19 protein-coding genes are annotated in these 21,139 nt (G+C 32.3%); 12 read left to right on the top strand and 7 right to left on the bottom strand.

Annotation, left to right across the window (positions count from 1 at the left end):
* Position 1: 1 nt before the first annotated feature.
* Positions 2-946, top strand: a complete 945-nt coding sequence (locus E7Z81_RS00785; RefSeq protein WP_292742931.1) for a calcium/sodium antiporter — start codon at positions 2-4, stop codon at positions 944-946.
* Here E7Z81_RS00785 and E7Z81_RS00780 read toward each other — a convergent pair.
* The gene (locus E7Z81_RS00780; protein WP_292742929.1) at positions 905-1,780 is read right to left on the bottom strand and encodes a TIGR00269 family protein; all 876 of its coding nucleotides are present in this window, start codon (positions 1,778-1,780) and stop codon (positions 905-907) included. The two genes, E7Z81_RS00785 and E7Z81_RS00780, sit on opposite strands and share 42 nt — an antisense overlap.
* 53 nt (positions 1,781-1,833) lie before the next feature.
* Between E7Z81_RS00780 and E7Z81_RS00775 the strand changes: the two genes are divergently transcribed.
* The gene (locus E7Z81_RS00775) at positions 1,834-2,139 is read left to right on the top strand and encodes an MTH1187 family thiamine-binding protein (RefSeq protein WP_292742926.1); all 306 of its coding nucleotides are present in this window, start codon (positions 1,834-1,836) and stop codon (positions 2,137-2,139) included.
* Between the two features lie 89 nt (positions 2,140-2,228).
* Here the strand turns inward: E7Z81_RS00775 and E7Z81_RS00770 are convergent, their stop codons facing one another.
* On the bottom strand, positions 2,229-3,335 hold the full coding sequence (locus E7Z81_RS00770; RefSeq protein ID WP_292742924.1) for a DegT/DnrJ/EryC1/StrS aminotransferase family protein: 1,107 nt from the start codon (positions 3,333-3,335) through the stop codon (positions 2,229-2,231).
* Between the two features lie 99 nt (positions 3,336-3,434).
* Here E7Z81_RS00770 and E7Z81_RS00765 point away from each other — a divergent pair, with 99 nt between their 5' ends.
* The 5 genes from E7Z81_RS00765 to cofG all read left to right on the top strand — a co-directional run bounded on the left by E7Z81_RS00765 (position 3,435) and on the right by cofG (position 8,333).
* Positions 3,435-4,595 (top strand): tRNA (guanine(10)-N(2))-dimethyltransferase, encoded by a 1,161-nt coding sequence (locus E7Z81_RS00765; protein ID WP_292742922.1) that lies wholly within the window; start codon positions 3,435-3,437, stop codon positions 4,593-4,595.
* A 265-nt stretch (positions 4,596-4,860) separates the two neighbouring features.
* On the top strand, positions 4,861-5,337 hold the full coding sequence (locus tag E7Z81_RS00760; protein WP_292742920.1) for an Lrp/AsnC family transcriptional regulator: 477 nt from the start codon (positions 4,861-4,863) through the stop codon (positions 5,335-5,337).
* Between the two features lie 499 nt (positions 5,338-5,836).
* On the top strand, positions 5,837-6,778 hold the full coding sequence (mptA, locus tag E7Z81_RS00755) for a GTP cyclohydrolase MptA (RefSeq protein WP_292742918.1): 942 nt from the start codon (positions 5,837-5,839) through the stop codon (positions 6,776-6,778).
* 11 nt (positions 6,779-6,789) lie between these two features.
* Positions 6,790-7,224 (top strand): DUF2120 family protein, encoded by a 435-nt coding sequence (locus E7Z81_RS00750; protein WP_292742916.1) that lies wholly within the window; start codon positions 6,790-6,792, stop codon positions 7,222-7,224.
* A gap of 17 nt (positions 7,225-7,241) precedes the next feature.
* Complete coding sequence (gene cofG / locus E7Z81_RS00745) at positions 7,242-8,333, top strand: 7,8-didemethyl-8-hydroxy-5-deazariboflavin synthase subunit CofG (RefSeq protein WP_292742960.1); 1,092 nt, start codon at positions 7,242-7,244, stop codon at positions 8,331-8,333.
* Here cofG and E7Z81_RS00740 read toward each other — a convergent pair.
* The gene (locus E7Z81_RS00740; RefSeq protein ID WP_292742914.1) at positions 8,311-9,039 is read right to left on the bottom strand and encodes a class I SAM-dependent methyltransferase family protein; all 729 of its coding nucleotides are present in this window, start codon (positions 9,037-9,039) and stop codon (positions 8,311-8,313) included. The two genes, cofG and E7Z81_RS00740, sit on opposite strands and share 23 nt — an antisense overlap.
* A gap of 188 nt (positions 9,040-9,227) precedes the next feature.
* Here E7Z81_RS00740 and psmB point away from each other — a divergent pair, with 188 nt between their 5' ends.
* From psmB to E7Z81_RS00715, 5 genes are all read left to right on the top strand, one after another.
* A complete protein-coding gene (gene psmB, locus E7Z81_RS00735; protein WP_292742912.1) occupies positions 9,228-9,842 on the top strand; it encodes an archaeal proteasome endopeptidase complex subunit beta in 615 nt (204 codons plus the stop codon).
* Positions 9,843-9,977: 135 nt separating this feature from the next.
* Positions 9,978-11,891, top strand: coding sequence for a beta-CASP ribonuclease aCPSF1 (locus tag E7Z81_RS00730; RefSeq protein ID WP_292742910.1), 1,914 nt, complete (start codon positions 9,978-9,980; stop codon positions 11,889-11,891).
* A gap of 101 nt (positions 11,892-11,992) precedes the next feature.
* Positions 11,993-13,012 carry a phosphoribosylformylglycinamidine cyclo-ligase gene (purM, locus tag E7Z81_RS00725; protein WP_292742908.1) on the top strand — a complete coding sequence of 340 codons (1,020 nt, stop codon included), beginning with the start codon at positions 11,993-11,995 and terminating at the stop codon, positions 13,010-13,012.
* 25 nt (positions 13,013-13,037) lie between these two features.
* Positions 13,038-14,066: an L-sulfolactate dehydrogenase gene (gene comC, locus E7Z81_RS00720; protein ID WP_292742906.1), complete on the top strand. Its 1,029-nt coding sequence runs from the start codon at positions 13,038-13,040 to the stop codon at positions 14,064-14,066.
* 212 nt (positions 14,067-14,278) lie between these two features.
* Positions 14,279-16,579 (top strand): hypothetical protein, encoded by a 2,301-nt coding sequence (locus E7Z81_RS00715; protein ID WP_292742904.1) that lies wholly within the window; start codon positions 14,279-14,281, stop codon positions 16,577-16,579.
* Between the two features lie 24 nt (positions 16,580-16,603).
* Here the strand turns inward: E7Z81_RS00715 and E7Z81_RS00710 are convergent, their stop codons facing one another.
* From E7Z81_RS00710 to E7Z81_RS00695, 4 genes are read right to left on the bottom strand one after another with little or no spacing between them, the layout of a single operon-like run.
* Positions 16,604-18,394: a DNA-directed DNA polymerase gene (locus tag E7Z81_RS00710; RefSeq protein WP_292742902.1), complete on the bottom strand. Its 1,791-nt coding sequence runs from the start codon at positions 18,392-18,394 to the stop codon at positions 16,604-16,606.
* A complete protein-coding gene (locus tag E7Z81_RS00705) occupies positions 18,395-19,399 on the bottom strand; it encodes an AI-2E family transporter (RefSeq protein ID WP_292742900.1) in 1,005 nt (334 codons plus the stop codon).
* A 15-nt stretch (positions 19,400-19,414) separates the two neighbouring features.
* On the bottom strand, positions 19,415-20,215 hold the full coding sequence (locus tag E7Z81_RS00700) for a dihydroorotate dehydrogenase electron transfer subunit (RefSeq protein WP_292742898.1): 801 nt from the start codon (positions 20,213-20,215) through the stop codon (positions 19,415-19,417).
* A gap of 2 nt (positions 20,216-20,217) precedes the next feature.
* Complete coding sequence (locus tag E7Z81_RS00695) at positions 20,218-21,129, bottom strand: dihydroorotate dehydrogenase (protein WP_292742896.1); 912 nt, start codon at positions 21,127-21,129, stop codon at positions 20,218-20,220.
* Positions 21,130-21,139 lie beyond the last annotated feature (10 nt).

The raw sequence follows: 21,139 nt of genomic DNA, 5'->3' as shown, positions 1-21,139 counted from the left end.
AATGGACGCTTCGATAATAATCCAAGTAGTGTTATTAATCATAGGATTTGTATTTTTAATTAAAGGGTCTGACTTTTTTGTTGATGGTGCAAGCAGTATTGCATCCCTTTTAAAAATTCCTACCATAATTGTTGGTTTAACAATTGTTGCATTTGGAACAAGTGCCCCTGAAGCCGCTGTTTCAATCACATCTTCATTAACCGGAAATAATGCAATGGCAGTAAGTAACGTAATTGGAAGTAACTTATTTAACATTTTAATGGTTATTGGAGTTTCAGCATTACTCGGCGATTTATTAATGGAAAAAAGTGTTTTGAATAAAGATTTGCCTTTTTTAGTTGCAATAACAATATTATTTGCAGCATTTATATTGATTGGATGGAATATTACAAACATCGAAGGTATAATTCTGTTAATTATTTTAATAGCATACGTATTATACCTCATTCGTTCATCTAAAAAATCAGCTAATGCAAATAAAGTTGAAAAAGCAAAATTATCTCTTCCAAAAAGTATAATTTTCATAGTTGTCGGACTTGCTGGAATCATACTCGGTGGAGATTTGGTTGTAAATAGTGCATCAGATATAGCAATGGCACTTGGAATGAGTGAAACATTGGTAGGTTTAACCATTGTAGCAATAGGTACCTCTTTACCAGAACTTGTAACTTCACTTACTGCTTTAAAGAAAGGAGAAAATCAGTTAGTTATAGGTAATGTTATTGGATCAAACATCTTTAACATATTATTCGTATTGGGTGCAAGCAGTGCAATTAGTGCAATACCATTGGACTCAAGTTTGTTAATTGATGTAGTATTTATGCTTGCAGTAACAATATTATGTTTCATATTCGGAAAAACACAAGAAAAATATGATAAGAAAGAAGGAATTATACTTGTTGCATTATTCATCGTGTATATGGCCTTCGCAATTTTGAGAAATTAAATCTTTTAACTCACAGGCCTTGCAAACCTTTGATGAAGTAGGCTCACCGCAAACTTCACATTCATTAAGGCTTGTGACAATATCATTTTCAAAAGTCAATATCTTTTGGAATGATTCCATCACATTATTTTTTATTCCAGGATATTTATCCTCATTAACATTTAAAAACTCTTTAATTTTAGCTCTCAATGACAAATGAGAATATGGACATTCATCAAGATGAATATTAATGTCGTTTAATACAGTCCACATTCCAACTTCCTTTTCGGGAGTATTCCACAGTGGTTTAATTCTTGGAACTAACTTGGGATGAATTACATCAAGTTCAGGACCAAATTTTGAAAATTTAATTGTATCTCCCCTTGCAAAACTCATTAAAAATGATTGAATTTCATCATCCAGATTGTGTCCAGTTGCAATTTTAACTGCACCCAATTCATAAGCTGTTTTATTTAAAATATTTCTTCTGAAAACACCACATGGAATGCAAGCGCTTTTAAAATCTTGATAGACATCATCTAAACAGAATCCCTCATCATCTTTAAAGGATTTTTGAACAAGTTCAACACCCAAGTCTTTTGCATTTTGAACAGCGGAATCGATGCCGTGCTGCCTATAACCTTCAATACCTTCATCAACACTGATAGCCACCAAATCAAAATCCACATAATTTTGATAATTTTTTAGCGCATGCAATGTTAACACACTATCCTTACCCCCGGACAATGCAACGGCTATAAGCTCATTTTCCTTAACTAATTGATAATCAGAGATAAGATTATTGATTCTTGTAAAAATCTTTTTATTAAATTCATCTTTGTTTAATTTTACCATTACTAAATTAATTTATACGAAGATAAATAAATAATTTTACTAGGTGAAAAAAAATGATTACATGTGATTTTGCAATATTACCTGTTGGAACTGAAACTACCGAATGTAAAGACTATGTAACCGCTGCAGTTCAATCCATTAAGGATTCAGGATTAAGTTACCAATTAACAGGAATGGGAACACAAATAGAAGCTGAAAATCTAGAAGAATTATATTCTGCAATAGCTGCCGCACAAGAGGCAATTTTTGAACTTGGAATAGGTAGGGTTTATACTGTGATAAAAGTTGATGACCGAAGAGATCTAGAAAATAGGACTTTAGATGCAAAAGTAGATACAGTTAATCAAATGCTTAAATAAACTATTACTTTACACCAATTACATGTACAGTGTAAATATAAAATAAGTTAAACAAAAAAAATAATTAAAAAAATAAAAATAGAATAAAATTATTCTATTTGATTTGAAGCTGTTTTGACTGCTTCAATAACTAAGTCCAAATCTTCTTTGGTAAGTGACGGATGAACTGGAAGTGAAATAACATTATCTGCAGCGAGTTCTGCATTAGGACAATTTCCTTCAATTTCTAATGATTTGTAAACAGGTTGATTATACAGTGGAATTGGATAATGAATACCTGTTCCCACACCGCAATCGTTTATGATATCAACCCAATCATCACGGTCTCCTTTTTCAACTCTAATTGTGTATTGATGATAAACATGTTTTGATCCATCAGCGCAGTAAGGAGTGATTACGCCATCAACATCTTTTAATCCATTGTTTAGATAATCTGCATTTTCAATTCTTTTATCATTGAAACCATCAATTTTATCTAATTGTGCAAGACCTATTGCCGCTGCGATATCGGTCATTCTAAAATTGTATCCGATTTCATCATGGTGATATCTGATACTGGCTCCATGTGCCCTAAATACTCTGGCATTTTCAGCCAGTTCTTCATCATCGGTTGTGATTATTCCACCTTCAGAAGTTGTCATGTTTTTTGTTGGGTAAAAACTAAAACAGGACATGTCTCCTAAGCTTCCTACTTTACCACCATTGGATGTTGCTCCATGAGCTTGAGCTGCATCTTCAATAACAATTAACCCATATTTTTCAGCAATTTCATTAATTCTATCCATATTTGCAGCCTGACCATATAACTGAACAGGTAAAATTGCTTTAGTATTTTCTGAAATCAATTTTTCAATTGAATCCGGATCAATAGTGTAAGTTTTTAAATCGATATCTGCAAAAATAGGTTTAGCACCAGTGTATACAATTGAATTTCCGCTTGCAATAAATGTAAATGGAGTTGTAATGACTTCATCGCCCTCGCCAATTCCACAGGAAAGCAGTGCAGTATGCAATGCAGCAGTTCCTGAGTTCACAGCAATACCGTACTCTGCACCTACCCAATCAGCAAAACGTTGTTCAAACTCTTCCACTTTTGGACCTTGAGCAATCATACCTGATTTTAGCACTTCAACTACATTTTCTATTTCTTCATCTCCAATTATAGGTTTAGCAATCGGAACTTTTATATCTGACACAGTTATCACCAATTAGATTTAAATTTACTATACTAATATTTAAATCTAATAATATTTAAAACATTACTTAATTATTAAAAACAATCAAGAGTGAAATTAATGGATGAATATAAAATAAAAACTATTGAAGAAGGATTAACAAAAATCGAATTTCCAGAATTTGATAAAGTTTCATCTGACGCACCAGTATTTTACAACCCCAATATGGAATTAAACAGAGATTTATCAATACTTGCAATACAGGTATTTCAAAGACAAGAGCAAAGAGAAATAAATATCTGCGACCTATTTGGAGGAAGTGGAATTCGGGGAATTCGTTATAAAAATGAAATTGAAGGTGTTGGAAACGTTTCAATAAACGATATTAGTGAAACTGCAAATTTTTATGAAAAACATAACATTGAATTAAACAATTTGGAAGATATTGAAGTTTTCCAACATGATGCAAGCATGTTTTTAAGGATGAAAAGAGGGGAATTCGATGTTATAGATATTGATCCATTTGGAACACCATCACCCTTTTTAGATTCAGCAGGATACTGTGCCCGTAGAAATTCATTGTTATGCGTAACTGCTACAGATACTTCTGCACTCTGCGGAACATATAAAGAGCCCTGCATACGCAAATACAATGCAAAACCATATAAAAGTGAATATTGTCACGAAACAGGCATTAGAATCCTAGCAGGATTTGTTGCATTAACTCTTGCAAAATACGGAAAATACATTGAAGTGAAGCTATCACACAGCACCGAACATTATATGAGGTTATATTTATATGTCAAAAAAGGTCCGAAAAAAACTGATGAATGTTTAAAAAATATTGGATACATTAGCCATTGTAAACATTGTCTCCACAGACAAACAAGCAAAGGAATTGCCGGACCAATTGATGAAATCTGTCCAGTATGTGGTGAAAAATTAATTCATGCAGGACCGTTATGGTTAGGAAACCTTCAAGATGGAGAATTTATTGAAAACATGATTAAAGAGATTGACAATAAAAAGATCAATAGTGAAAAGAAAGCATTGAAACTTTTAAACAGTTGCCTTGAAGAAGCTGATGCTCCAGCAACATTTTATGAAATCCACAAACTATGCAAATCATTAACCATTAGTGCTCCTAAATTAGATTTAATATTTGATGAAATTAAAAAAGAAGGATTTTTAGCCATCAAAACACATTTTAATCCATTAGGAATCAAAAGTGATGCAACGATTTCAGATATAAAAAATATTTTACTTAAATTATGTAAATAACAATTTAATTAATAAAATCTATTCAAATATACCTAAAATAAACATAAAATGATTTAACGATTGTTAAAAGATATACCTCATTAAAAAAAAATTGGTTAAAATTTACATAAACAATATTCCATTCTTAATTTTTAGAATAAAAATTTAAAAAAAAATATACAAATAATCAATACTTTTAAATATTATAAAAAATTATTATTATAATAATAAGTTTAAATAATATAGATTTTTTCTATATAAAATATTCAAAATAGGAGAATAAATAATGGTAAAAACTAAAGATAATGTTATCAAACTAGATGACACCGATATCAACATCCTTAAAATTATCAATGAGGACGTGAGAACATCCTATAGGCAAATTTCACGAAGTTTAGACGTGTCTGTAGGTACTGTACACAACCGTATTGACAAAATGGTTAAATCAGGAGTAATCAAAAAGTTTTCCCCTGTAATTGACCACGAAAAACTCGGATTTGTTTTAACTACAATTATTGGAGTTAGAGTAAAAGGTGGAAAACTCAAAAATTGGGAAGAAAAAACATTCTTCAATAAAAACGTTGTTGGAATTTACGACGTTACCGGCGAATATGACGCATTTTTAATTGCTAAATTCAGAAATACCAATGAATTAAATTCATTCATTAAAGAACTATTAAAAGACCCAATTATAGAAAGAACCTACACCCAAACCGTTTTAGATGTTATTAAAGAAGACATGGGATCTTCAAACATCTTATAAAAATTTTTAAAAATGCAGTAAAATACTTACTGCACATCACTCTTTTTTTGTTAATTTTCAAAATTAATCTAAAAAAATATATTTCATATAACTTTTTTGACATTGTACAAAAAACGAATATTTGTCTAAATTTTATTACATATTTATATAATTTTAAATAAATTAAACAAAATAACATTGCCTGAACATCACAGAATTATTTTTTAATAAAAAATATGGGAAAATAATAACTTTACAAAAATTAATTTTTAACTATAACTTAAAGATGACCCACATTGTAAGAAAATCCCGAACATTTTAAAAAAAAATAGCGAACATGATACTCATTGATTAAATCAATACCCTCTAAAAAATACAAATCAACAATATTTAATCTGTAAAAATCAGTTTCCATTAAAAAACATGCCTCAATTGTACAATTAATAAATAAATATAAATATATAAATAAAAGGACATGATAAATATATAATGTTCAAACAAAATTTTCGAGGTAATTAAATTGGCTGTATGCTTACCCGACACACAAGATGACACTCCAAAGATACCTATTAAATTAACTAGAGTAGGTGTTACAGGAGTTAAAAAACTATTACAATTAGAAAGAGCAAATAAAAGACCTATAATATTATTGCCTACATTTGATGCATTTGTAGATTTACCAAATGATCAAAAAGGTGTACACATGTCCAGAAATCCAGAAGCAATAAGTGAAGTTCTTGAAACTGTTGCTAATGGAAATACCATAGATGTTGAATCATTATGTGCTGAAATTGTTGAATGCATGATGAAAAAGCACGAATACGCAAAGCGTGTTGAAATATCTATGACTACCGATTTTATGTTTATGAAAGAGTCCCCAGTGACTAAAAATAAAACCCAAGAAATGGCAAAATTAAAAGCCAAAGCAATTGGTTTTAGAGATGATGACGGAAATGTCAGCATCAAAAAAAGTATTGGTGCTGAAGTCATTGGAATGACCGTTTGTCCATGTGCACAAGAATCTGTAAGAGAATCTGATAAAATTAAATTATTAGAATTTTTAGATGAAGAAACTACACAAAAAGTATTAGATACTGTTACTTTTGCTTCACACAACCAAAGGGGAGTTGGAACATTGTTTATTGAAGTTCCGGAAGATAAAGTTGTCAAAGCAGAAGATTTAATTGAAATAATTGAGCAATCAATGAGTTCACCAGTATGTGAATTACTTAAAAGACCTGATGAAAATGCAACCGTAATGAATGCGCACAAAAAACCAGTATTTGTTGAAGATTGCGTTAGAAACATGATGGAAAGCATTGCTAAAAAGTACTCTGATTTCCCTGATGATACATTAATTACATCACGTCAGGAAAACCAGGAAAGTATTCACAGACACAACGCATTTGCGGAAAAAGTTACCACAATGGGCGAACTTAAAGCTGAATTGAATATTAAATAGGATCTGATTTAATGAAAAAAACTTATGAACTTGCAGGTAAAGTAATGGGCTTTTTTGATGCTTTTAAAGGTTCAAGGCCTGCAATTGATAATGAAAGAATATTAATCGTTAGAGGCAGATCAAGAAAAGTCTTGCCGCTTAATGAATTTTCATCAAAACTTAATGAAATTGGGGAAATTTTAGAAGGAACCGAATTAGAACCAACTTCTGAAAAAATTGATGAAATTTTAAAAACTGGAGACAAAAATATCAAAGAAAGTGAAACAACTACAAATGACGTAGATACTAATGGATTCATGAGAATGAAAGAGGAATTGGAATCTATGGGCCTTGTAGTAGAATATAAAGTGTTTGAAGTTCCGAACTTTGATATTATTATAGCTATTTGGGAAGATAAAAATGAAATTCCACCACTTTATGTGGAAGTGACCGTATCTGAACATTAGTAGTGTGAAAAATGAAAATTAAAACCAAAGAGGATATTCTCCAAATATTAAATGCAACTGATAGCGAAATTATTAATTTCATGTTAGAAACTGCAAAATATCGGGAGAATAATCTTATTACTTATTCTAAAAATATTTTTATACCATTGACCGAAATCTGTAGGAATGATTGCGGATACTGTAATTTTAAAAAGAATCCGGATGATCCTCAAGCAATTATTCTCAAAACCAAAGAAGAAATTTTAGCAGATTTAAAGGAAGCTGAAAAATATGGCTGCAAAGAGGCTTTATTTACCTTTGGTGAAGATGCAGATGAAGAAGAAATAGTCAAACTAAAACTTAAGGAATACGGTTACTCAAAAATGAGTGATTATGTTTATGACATCTGTAAGATGACATTAGATGAAACCACTCTTCTGCCCCATACTAACGGAGGCAACTTTAGCTTTGAAGATTTGAAAAAGTTAAAAGAAGTGAATGCATCCATGGGACTGATGCTTGAAAATTCATCAAAAAGGTTAATGGAACTGCCTGCACACAAGAAAAGCCCTGGAAAAAATCCTGAGTTAAGAATAGAAACTATTTCAAATGCTGGAAAACTGAAAATTCCATATACAACAGGAATATTAATTGGAATTGGAGAAACAAAAGAAGAAATAGCAGATTCTTTGTTAACAATTAAAGATATTTACGATACCTATGGACATATTCAGGAAGTAATTATACAGAATTTTACACCAATTCCTGGAATTGAAATGGAAGATTGGAAAGAACCTAGCTTTTTGGATATGATACGAACAGTTATTGCAGGTACTTTGCTGTTCAAGGATACTGATGTCAGTATTCAAGTTCCTCCAAATCTAAACAATGACACAGCGCAGATATTTTTATTATGCGGTGCTGACGATTGGGGAGGAGTATCACCCGTCAGTCCGGATTATGTTAATATTACATCCCCATGGCCAGGTATTGATGAACTTAGGTCTTTGACTGAAGATGCAGGATTTGAATTAACAGAACGTTTATGTGTTTATGACAAATACATTAACAGTGAATGGTTAAATGACTTGCTTTTAGACAGCATTTCTAATTTATCCTTGCATCAATAACAACATGTTCCACACCAGGAGCATATTTTTTTATTTTATTTATTTTCAATAATTCCACATCACGATTGCCGGCCTGGGCTTGAATTCTTTCAATCGGCCGTGTCTCCATTAATTTTTCAGGAACTGTTTCATGATAATGAATAACTCCTCCTTTGTTTAAGCTGTCAATAGCTACATTCAGATAATGATGAGTTGTCTTTACATACCCCATAATAATTCTGTCTGCTTTTAGTTTTGGTGTTTCAACCATACAATCACCTAAAATTGGAGTTATATTGTTAACCTTGTTTAATTTAATATTTTCACATAGATAATAGTATGAATTGGGATTGATTTCTATGGAGTAAATTTCTTTAGCATTCGCATGAACACCAATAGGTATTGAAAAATATCCAATGCCTGCAAACATATCGATAACAGTTTCATCATCTTCAACAAGTTTGGCGATTCTTAACCGTTCATTGTTATTTCCTTTTGACCACATTACTTTAGATAAATCTAATTTGAACAAACACCCGTTTTCCTTATTGATTGTTTCGGTTTCATCACCATAAAGAACCTTATAGACAGGTTCCCGTTTTGTGCCCTGGATATGATCTATTTCCATTATTGTTTTAACATTATGTTTTAGGGACAATTCTTCAAAATCACTGCCTGAATATTTTTTATCTATGATTAGGATATCTCCAATTTTTTTATATTTCATTTTCTCACCTTTTGAAAGAAAAGTTTATATATGCAAATAGATAATATTAATATTGTTAGTTTATACTAATTATTGATTCTGATTTTAAATAAAAATTAATAGAGATATTAATTTGAATTTTAATATATTACCTACCAAAGTAGTTGAAATAAGAAAAATATTTTAAATACTTATATGAGGTGTTTTAAATGGATGACAAAATACTAGAAGGTACAACAACCGTCGGAATTACTTGTAAAGATGGAGTTGTATTTGCAAGCGAAAGAAGAGCTAGTATGGGAAATTTAGTAGCTCACAAAGTCGCAGAAAAAATATTTAAAATTGACGATCATATTGTAACAACCATAGCTGGTTCTGTTGGAGATGCACAAAGTTTAATGAAAGTTATTGAAGCTGAAGTATCATTATATCAGATGAGAAACAATGACAAAATTAGTGTTAAAGCTGCAGCATCCCTGACAGCAAATATATTACGTTCAGGACCTATGTATGTGCAAACATTACTTGGTGGAATGGACGGAGATAAACCATCTCTCTACTCTTTAGACCCTGCAGGAGGTATGATTGAAGACACATACATTTCCACAGGTTCAGGATCCATTGTTGCATATGGAGTTCTTGAAGACAGATTTAGAGATGATTTAACAACTGACGAAGGAATTGAAATAGCTATAAGAGCTATCAGAGCCGCTGCTGAACGTGACACTTACTCCGGAAACGGATATTTAGTTGCAAAAGTAGACAAAGATGGCTTTGAAATGTTAGACAATGAAAAAATTAAAGAAGTTTTGGATAAGATATAAAGCAAAAGACTAATTTTTCATAACTAACTATTTTTTTATATAATAATGTGTAGATAGTTTATGAAATTACCTGATTATAGCTTAATGCTTTTCATAAACTATAATAATACACATAACTTTTTTTGAAGGGATTATATGACTTCAGATATTTTAGAAAATATTAAAAAAGAGATTTTGCAAAAACTACCAAACGAAATTCAGGTTTCCAAAGTAGAATTTGAAGGACCTGAAGTAGTAGTTTACACCAAAAATCCAGAAATTATAACTGAAAACGGTGACTTGATAAGGTCACTTGCAAAAGAACTAAGAAAAAGAATAATTATCAGATCTGATAAAAGTGCATTACTCGAACCTGAAAAAACTATAGACAAGGTTCATGAAATAGTTCCAGACGGTGCTGAAATCACAGACATTTATTTTGATACAGTTACTGGAGAAGTTGTAATAACCGCCAAAAAACCAGGACTTGTAATTGGAAAATATGGAGTTACTTCCAGAAATATTGTAAAAAATACAGGATGGGCTCCTAAAATCTTAAGAACTCCTCCAATTAGTTCAGATATTATTGGAAAAATCAGGACTGTGCAAAAAAACAGCAGTAAAGAAAGGAAAAAAATGTTACAACGCCTTGGACGTCAAATTCACCAAGGAAGCAAATATCCAAATGATTGGGCAAGAGTAACTTCCATGGGCGGATTCAAAGAAGTGGGACGTTCATCAATGCTTTTACAAACACCAAATAGCCGTGTTTTATTAGATTGCGGAGTTAATGTAGCAGCATCAGATAATAAAAATGCATTCCCTTATTTAAATGCGCCGGAGTTTTCAATTGAAGAATTGGACGCAGTTATTATTTCTCACGCTCACTTAGATCACTGCGGATTTGTACCATACCTGTTCCATTACGGATATGATGGTCCTGTTTATTGTACAACTCCAACCAGAGATTTAACCACATTACTGCAGTTTGACCACCTGGATATCGCTCACAGAGAAGGCAATCCTTTACCATTTACATCAAAACATGTCAAACAAGCAATTAAAAATACCATCACATTAGATTACGGAGAGGTAACAGACATCTCCCCAGACATTAGATTAACATTACACAATGCAGGACACATTCTTGGGTCTGCAATATCCCATATGCACATAGGTGACGGAGCACACAATCTCGTCTACACAGGTGATTTCAAGTACGAACCATCAAGATTACTTGAACCTGCAACAATCAGATTCCCACGTGCTGAAACAGTAATTATGGAAAGTACTTATGGTGGAAGAGAAGACATTCAGCCATCCAGAAACAATGCTGAAAAAGAAATGATGAAAACCATCTACAAAACACTCAAACGTGGTGGAAAAGTATTAGTTCCAGTATTTGCTGTAGGAAGAGCACAGGAACTTATGGTAGTATTAGAAGAATACATGAGACATGGACTAATCGAAGAAGTTCCTATCTATATTGACGGAATGATTTGGGAAGCAACTGCAATCCATACTGCAAGACCTGAATACTTAAGCAAAGATTTAAGAGACCAAATATTCCACATGGGAAGAAACCCATTTGTATCCGATATGTTTGAAAAAGTTCAAAATATTGATCAAAGAAAAGAAATAGTTGAAAGTAAACAGCCTGCAATAATTTTATCCACTTCAGGAATGTTAACTGGAGGAAACTCCGTTGAATACTTCAAATGGTTATGTGAAGATGAGAAAAATACATTAATCTTTGTAGGATATCAGTCTGAAGGTTCAATGGGAAGAAGAGTTCAAAAAGGTTGGAAAGAAATTCCTCTTGAAGATGATGATGGTAGAACTAGACAATTCTGTGTAAGAATGCAAGTTAAAACCATTAACGGATTCAGTGGACACTCAAACAGAAGACAATTAATGGAATATGTAAAAAGACTCAATCCTAGACCTGAAAAAGTCATTACATGTCACGGAGACCCTTATAAAACAGTTGATTTAGCTTCATCAATCCATAGAAGTTATAAAATTGAAACTAAAACTCCGATTAATTTAGACTGTGTGAGAATTCATTAATATATTATATATAGTAATTAAAACAAAATATTACTATAAACTACAATGTTGTATATATTTACAACATTAATTTATTTTATTTTAATTTAATAGGTGTTAATATGGTTACTTATTCAGAATCTGGTGTTGACATAGACCTTGAAGCTGTTACAGTTTCAAAATTAGCAGATAAACTTAAATCAACATTATCATGTAGAGACATAATTACAGACAGCGGACATTATGCAGCTTTAGTTAAATTAGGTGACAAAGCCATTGCAATGAGTACTGATGGTGTAGGAAGTAAAATTTTAATTGCAGAAATGATGAATAAATATGACACCGTAGGTATTGATTGTATTGCCATGGTTGTTAATGACATCCTATGTGTGGGCGCAGAACCTATTGCATTGGTTGATTATCTCGCTGTTGAAAAGCCAGACCCTGAAAGAGCTTCTGAAATTGCAGAAGGTCTTGTCAAAGGTGCTGAAGAATCTAAAATAGCTATCATTGGTGGTGAAACAGCATCACTTCCAGGAATTATTAAAGATTTTGACCTTGCAGGAACCGGTATTGGATTCGTTGATATTGATAAAATCATTACCGGTGAAAATATAGAACCTGGAAACGTTTTAATAGGTATTGAAAGTAATGGAATCCACTCAAACGGATACAGCTTAGCAAGAAAAGCACTATTTGATGATGCCGGATTTAGTGTTGATGATAAAATGCCAAATTCTGACACTACAATTGGTGAAGAGCTAATTAGACCAACTGAACTTTATGTTAAACCTATTGTGGCATTATTTGAAAAAGAATATAAACTCAATGGACTTGCTCATATTACCGGAGGAGGTTTTACCAATCTCAGACGTTTGAAAAAAGGTGTCGGATATGATATTACCGACCTTCCGGAAGTCCCAGAAATTTTTAAACTAATTTACCAACAAGACGTGGACATCAAAGAGATGTATAAAGTTTTCAATATGGGTGTCGGTTTTGTTGTAATTTGTGAAGAAGATGAAGCTGAAAAAATTATGAATACTTTAAAAGAATACTGTAATTGCCAAATTATCGGTAAAGTAACAGATGACGAAAAAATCACTGTTAAAGCTTTTGAAGGATCTGAAATTGAATACTGATTAGAAAAGTAAGAGGTGTGAATAAATGAAGATAATGAAAGATAACGAAATAGCTCTTGTAAAAGAAATATTAAAAAGATTAGGAGCTAGTGAAGAAGACCAGGAATTAGTAGCGGAAGCTACAATTGATGCGGATTTAAAAGGATTTACCTCTCATGGTCTTGGTAGATTCCCACAATACTTAATTAGTATCGAAGCAGGAACAATTAATTTAGAAGATAACATTACTATTGAAAAAGAAACTCCTGCCATTGCATTAATAAATGGTAATAGTGGATTTGGACAAGCTGTTTCATATAAAGCAATGAAATTAGCAATCAAAAAAGCTAAAGAAGTAGGAATTGCTTGTGTTGGAGTTCACAATTCAAATCACTTTGGAGTTACCGGATTTTACTCTGATTTAGCATTGAGAGAAAATTGTATTGGTCTTGTTTTAGCAAATACCGATCCTGCAATCGCACCACTTGGTGGTAAAGAAGCATTAATCGGAACAAATCCTCTTGCATTAGGTATTCCATCAAAAACCTACATTACTGTAGATATGGCAACATCAGTTACAGCTCGTGGAAAAATTATTGAATCAAAAAGAAAAGGCTTAGATTTACCTGACGGTTGGGCATTAGACAAAGATGGAAATCCAACCAATGACCCAGAAGCTGCATTAAAAGGTTCAATTTTACCATTTGGTGGTTTTAAAGGTTATGCTCTTTCTGCATTAATAGAAATCCTCACAGGCCCATTAGTACAGGCAGGATATGGTCATGGAGTAACAGGTACTGCATCCCCAACCAAAGATTGTACTAAAGGAGACTTATATGTTGTAATCGATCCAAGCAAATTTGTTGATTTTGATGAATTTGTTGAAAATACAGAAGACTTTGTTTCACAAATTAGAGCTACCGGAGAAACTGTTGCAATTCCTGGAGATTTAGAAGTAAAAAGAATTGCTGAAGCAGAGGCTAACGGTATTGAAATTGATGAAAAATTATATGAACAATTAAAAGAAATCTGTGACAATTTAGACATTGACATTGATTCATATTTAGAAGAATAATTCTTCTAATTTTTTCTTTTTTTTACAAAATCGATGATAAAAAAATACATATCGAATTTTATAAAGTACAATTTAATACCAATAAAACAAAAATGATTATATATTAAATGAACAAAAGTATATATGCAAAAAAATACTTAAAGTTATAATACTAGAAAATTTAACTATTTTTTAAAAAAATTTTCTTTTTATAGAAGGAGGAATAAAAAGTTATGAAACTTAAAAACTCTTATATCTTATTGATAGCAATGTCATTATTCCTATTAATAAGTATTGGGTCTGTTTGTGCTAGCGATACTGCAATGGATGCAGATGTCCAATTAGCAGATGACGGATCAATTGATGTCCTTTCAGACAATAGTACAAGCGCAGACGCTACTAAGGACACCACACAACAAAAAATAAGCACAAGCGTAGTTTCTGAAGATACAACAATAAATGAAAAAGAGACTGCGAATATTCCAGTAACAGTAAAAGACAATGAATCTCAAATTATTGATATTAAAGCAGGAGATTTAAATGTTACTGAAAGTAATAAAGCTTTAAAATTTAATTATGCAAATTCCAGCATTATTTTATCTGATATGGCAGCTGGAAAACATAATATTGTAATTACATATTTAGGTAACGGCAATTATACAAATTCATCAACAAAAATGACACTATCTGTTATTGGTGATAAAATCATAGATGCAAGTACTGTAAAAGTAAACAGTACCAAAAAAGCAGTCGTACCTATTAAATTAACAGACAGGGTTAATGAATTTGATATAGATAAAGACAATTTAACATTAATTTTATCATATAAAGACGGAAATGATACTAAAACCGTGAATATTGATGATTTTGAATTCATTAATAAAAAATTATACTTTGATTATAATTTAGACCTTTCAACCTGTAATTTAATCATCAACTATAAAGATGGAAATAACACAATAAGTAAAAATGTTACAGTTAACAGGATTTATAACATTAAAATCAATGTGTTAAGTAATGAAACCGAATATTCAGTCGGCAATTTCACATTCCAAATTTTAGATATCGATAACAATTTAGCTCCTTTAGCTAATAAAAGCATTACAGTATCTGGAAATAAAAATTCAACTCAATTATATTGGATGACAACATCCAGCAGTGGTTCAATCAGTATCAGTTCATCCACAACCCTTAAAAGTGATGAAAACGGCATTGTTACTTTAGTAAATAAAGACTTCTACCCAGGATTAGTTATCTCAACTTATGTTTATGCTCCTGTTGGAGAATATTCCATAACTTTAAAAGGTTCTGGAGACGCTGAAGGAAGCAGCACTGTTAAATTGAACATTATAAAAACCACAATTGACATTGTTGTTAATCCTTACAAAGAATATTACGGATCAACCAAACAGGTCATAATCAATGTTACAAATGCAAAAACTGGAGAACCAATGCCTGGTATAATTCTCCATTTATACATGCCAAGTACTACTGCAAAAGATTTCTATTTCCAAACTGACAATAACGGAACTAGTAAAATTAATGTTAGCGGATTATTCTCTGGAACTTACCAAATGACTGTAAGCAACAATGATACTTCAAACGTTAATGAAAAAAGCATTAACAGTTCCATAACTATCGTTGCAAAACCTGTTCAAATGAAAACTACATTTGCATCCCCAGTTTATTACAATTCCGGAGCACTTGCAACAGTTAAAATTACTGACAAAACAACCGGAAAAGTTATACCTGGTGCAATTGTTTTAGTTCAAGTATTTACCGGATCAAAATCAACTGCATACCTTTACCAAGCAAATGATAAAGGAGTTGTAACTATCAATTATGCTCCAATGGCTATTGGAAAACATAAAATAGTTATAAGTTCAGCAGATTCAAGATACAGTGCATCCTCAATAACTAAAACTATTACAGTTAAAAAAGCCAGTGCAAAGATTACAGCTACTAAAGTGACTGGATATTACAAATCTGGAAAAGTATTTACTATCAAGTTAACTAACACCAAAAATAAAAAAGCAATTTATGGTGCTAAACTTAACATTAAAATATTCATTTCCAGCAATAGATACTACAATTACAATGGTCAGACCGGATTAGACGGTAAATTAAAAATTTCACTTGATTCCTTCAAACCAGGAACCTACAAAGTAGTCGTTTCCAAAGGAGAATCTAAAAACTTTACCGCAAATCAGGTTTCATCCAAGTTTGTAATTAAAAAAGCTCCAGTAAAATTCACTCCTAAGAAATTAACCGCTAAAAAAGGTGCAAGTAAATACTTCCAAATTACTGTTAAAAACACCAAAACCAAAAAAGTAGTTTCATCTGGAGTTAAAGTAAAAGTTAAAGTTTACACTGGAAAAACTTCAAAAACCTACACTGTAAAAACCAATGCAAAAGGAATTGCAAAACTTAATGTAAAATCCTTAAAAGTTGGAACTCACAAGGTTGTTGTAAGCAGAGGCACTACATATATAACAGCAAAATCTGCTACATCCAGTATAAAAATTACAAAATAAAATTAAAAGAGAATTAAATTTCTCTTACTCTTTTTCTTTTTTATATTTCACATAAAAACCATCAGTATCAGCATATATTGTGTAAAAACCAAATTCTTCTGCTTTTTTTATTGATGATTTAATATATTGTCTTCCCCAGGAAGTAATCGCTTTTGCACATTCAAATGAATACCATCTGAAACGGGGAAAACCATAAATTCCATACATTGTATTTGCAAGTCTTTTAATAGCTTGCTGCTGTACATCCAATGCCTTTTTTTGCTGAGGGTCATTTGATGCTTTCATTTCACGTTTAATTCTAAAACGTTCCTGTAAAATTTTATCTATAACGGATGGAATGAATCCCTGAGGAGATTTTTTGAATTTGATTCCATGTTCGGGGGAAATATTGTATTCATCCTCATTTTCCACATCACCCAATTCCATTACATCCGGAGAAATATTTTTTGAAATAATAAGACTTGGATATAGGCTTCTAAAGTCGAATTGAACTAAATTTTCATGAAGGCCGGTTTCAGGTTCTTTAACATAACCTCCCTCATTATCCTCTGCGTTTGCCCTATCTGCAAAGTTTGATCCCTGTTTGTTTGGAACAACTTCATCATCAAAATATGCCTGTTTTACTAAAAACCATTCTGCCTGCTGACCTGTTGCCATACGGGAAACATCAAATAAAGGCTGGCCGATAATACGAGTAAGTTCTAGGTTAAGCGGCAATGTCTGTTCAGCTATTTTTAAAGTTGAAACTACATCATCAAGAGAGTAGTCAAACAGATTGTCAAGCGCCTCTCCGCCATTGTCCCAGAATTCAAAAATTTGTTCTCCCGGAACGTCAATCTTTTCTTCACCAAACAGTTCATAATAAACCCTTTCCAATGTATATCTCTCAAGTGACATATATCGTCTCATCACAAGATATAAATCTACATGAATCAATCCCTTAAGAGATGCGGCATTAGCATATCCTCTTCTAATATACTTCACATCAGATTCATCCATTCCAATATCCAAATCAACACCCAGAAGTTTTGCCCTGTCCTTAAGATATGGGAAATCAAAATTATCTGAATTGTATCCTACAATAATATCAACATTATTGTCTTTGATTATCCTTACAAACTCCTGAATCATTTCACGTTCAGAGTCTACCTGATTTACAAAATCATCCCTGTCATCTGAATTGGTTTTTGTTGAGATAACCTGATTTATGCCAAAGTTACTTGCAACACCAATCATGATTATTTCATCTTCATCAGAGTTCGGCATGCCGTGAGGGTTTCTCACTTCCAAATCGAAACTTAATATTCTGAAATTTTGCGGATATTCCTCCACACGTTTTAGAGGTTCTGTTAATTTAATAATAGTAATATCCTGTTTTGTAGAATCCAATTTTAGAAATGATTCCACTTCTTCACCAACAGCAACCACTTCAGTCATTGGTATTATATCCTTATCCATCAGATATCGTCTGTAGAATGGAATGTCAAACTCCCTTATTTGAATAACATTTTCCAAATCCCTAAGATTATCCCTGTTTTTAGCAAGCTCCTGAGGATGTTTAAAAGTAACTTTTATAAAATCGCTTTCAATTTGAAAATCCTTTTTAATCACATGTTCTGCATTAACAACATCAAGATTGTCTTTAATTTCCTGAATACATTCTTCAATATTATCTGATACAACATATAAATAAGGTTCAAATGTATCATCTAGAAGTATTATGTTTTTATCGCCGTCTTTTGAAAATAATCTGATAACAGGTTTATCTTCAAATGTTACATAATCAATATCTAAAATTACAACATTTCTTTGCATTTACTCCTCTCCAAGAATGTATTCCTTTCTATAATTATCTAAAACAGTATATGTTATTCCTAAAATTAAAGGTCCGACAATGAATCCCACTACACCATATACCAAAGGACCTGACAGGAATCCTACAAGCAGGATTAACGGATGAATTTCCGCATAATGGCTTGACAAGGCAGGTCTTATATACATGTCTATAGTGCTTAAGAAAAAACCAAAAAGCAAGACAACTGCCGCCCTTACGTAATTTCCTGAAAATATGTCGATGAAAAATAATGCCCAGTATATTGGCCAAGGCCCAAATACTGGAATTAACTGTAAAATACCTGTTAAAACACCTAAAAATATTCCGAACGGATAACCTAAAAGTGAATATCCAATACATCCGAAAATACCAATTATTACTGAGGTCAGGAAGTGTCCATAAAATATGCTTCTTAAAACATCTTTAACTGACTCGCAGGTATTGTCAAAAAACTTTTTAGAGTCTTCCGGAACAAAATCCCTGATGAAATTTAAGCATTTATCACCGTCACGGGCAAAATAGAATACTGAACATACCAGAATAAATAAATCCAAACTGATATTTAGGAATTTGCTTAGAAAACTAACGGCATATCCTAAAAGGTATTTTGCAATTTCATTTAATGATGAGTTTATTGATGAATTGATAGAGTTTACATCTACAGGCAATTGTGAAAGGATTTGATCTAAATTCGCATAATAGTTGCTTGCCATCAATGTAGTTATAACTGAAGAAAGTTCATAGGAAATATAAACCACAAGCAGTATCAATGGAATTAAAACAACAACCATTGCCAGTAAAATCGAAACTGTTGAAAATTTTAATTTGGATTGAATTTTATGAGCTACCGGCCTAACCAGATAAGCTAAAATAGCTCCTAAAAGTATCATATTTAAAACTGGGAATATAAACATTAATGAAACTATAACCAAGAAAATTACCAGCAAGACTGGAGGATTTAAATAATTCTTAATGTCTACACCCATCATATCATCCTTAAATTAGTATTTTACGCCAGAAGCATCTCTTCTGTATTTTCCGAATTCAGTTATTTGATAAATTTTATCATTTTCAAAAACGGGACCCTCTACACAGATTCTCCAACCTTCACCGTCAACGCAACATTGACCACACACTCCCAGTGCGCATTTCATATATCTTTCAAGAGAATATTGGGCAGGTATTGATGCATCTTCAAGAATATCAAAGATACCTTTCATCATTATTTCAGGTCCGCAAACAAATGCATAATCATAAGTCGCATCTTCAAGTAAACTTACAGTACAATCTGTTGCAAATCCTTTAAATCCGAAACTTCCATCATCAGTACATGGATAAATGGTTGCACCAAGATTTTCCAGATAATCTGTAAACAGCAGTTCATCCTTTGTTACTGCAGCTGCGACAACATCGACATCATTGTCCTTTTTCAATAAATCAGAGGTTATTGAAGCAATTGGAGCCATTCCAACTCCACCACCAATAACTAAAATCTTTTTACCCTCTAAAGAATTATTAAAACCGTTACCGTAACTGCCTCTGACACCTATCTCATCACCCACTTCAAGGCCATGTAACTGAGAGGTGAACTCACCAATATTTTTTACACTGATTGCCAACTGATTATCATTAATTTGAGAAATGGACATTGGCTTTTCATTTTTAAAGTTCCAGACCATAACAAATTCACCAGGATTTGGACGACCTAATTTCTCCATATCCCAATCAAATTTAAAAGTTTTAATTGTAGGAGTTTCTTCAATAATTTCTGTTATTTCAACAATTTTCGGTTCATTAATCATGTTTACAACTCCCTGTGTGCGAGACCTACCATCTCATCAATGGATGAATATCCTTTTTCAGCCATGAACTTTTCCAATCCCTCATTGATTGTGCTGAATACCTCAACACCTTCATCCATGATTGCTGTTCCTATCTGAACTGCCTTTGCACCTGCAAAAATAAATTCGACTACATCTTCAAAAGTGTATATTCCACCAACACCTATTAATGGAATGTCAACAGCTTCATAAACTGAATAAACATTGCTCACTGCAATCGGTTTTATTGCACGGCCACTCATTCCACCTGATTTATGGAATAAAACCGGTCTTGCAACATCAATATTGATTTTCATACCCGGACCCAATGTATTGATTAAAGACAAAGCGTCAGCCCCTGCATCTTCACAGGTTTTAGCAATTTCAGTAATATCAGTGACATTAGGAGTTAACTTTGCAATAATCGGAACATCTGCAGCATCCTTTGAAGCGGATACGATTGTATGGGACAGATTACAGTCCTGACCAATAGAGGCCCCATAACCTTCCATCGCATGAGGACATGAAATGTTCAATTCTATCATGTCAACATATTCCTGAACTTCACCAACCAGTGTGGAAAATTCATCAGGTGTAGCTCCATAAATTGAAGCTATTACAACATTATCATCTCTTTCAATCTTTTTTAACTCCTCTTTGAAGTTTTCAACTCCAGGATTTGAAAGACCGATTGCATTTAAGATTCCTCCATCAACGGCAACAGTTGTAGGATTTGGATAACCAGGATGTGGATTTAAAGAGAATGATTTACTTACTACACCTCCAGCACCTGACTTTAAAATCCAATTCATAGATGAAGCATTACTTCCCATAATACCTGCAGCCAACATTAATGGATTTCTAAATTCTACCCCGCAAATATTTGTTTTCAACATAATATCAACT

It is taken from the genome of Methanobrevibacter sp. (genome assembly GCF_015062935.1).
Classification (GTDB): domain Archaea; phylum Methanobacteriota; class Methanobacteria; order Methanobacteriales; family Methanobacteriaceae; genus Methanocatella.
The sequence above is the reverse complement of the archived record's forward strand: the minus strand, read 5'-3'. Positions and strand labels throughout refer to the sequence as shown.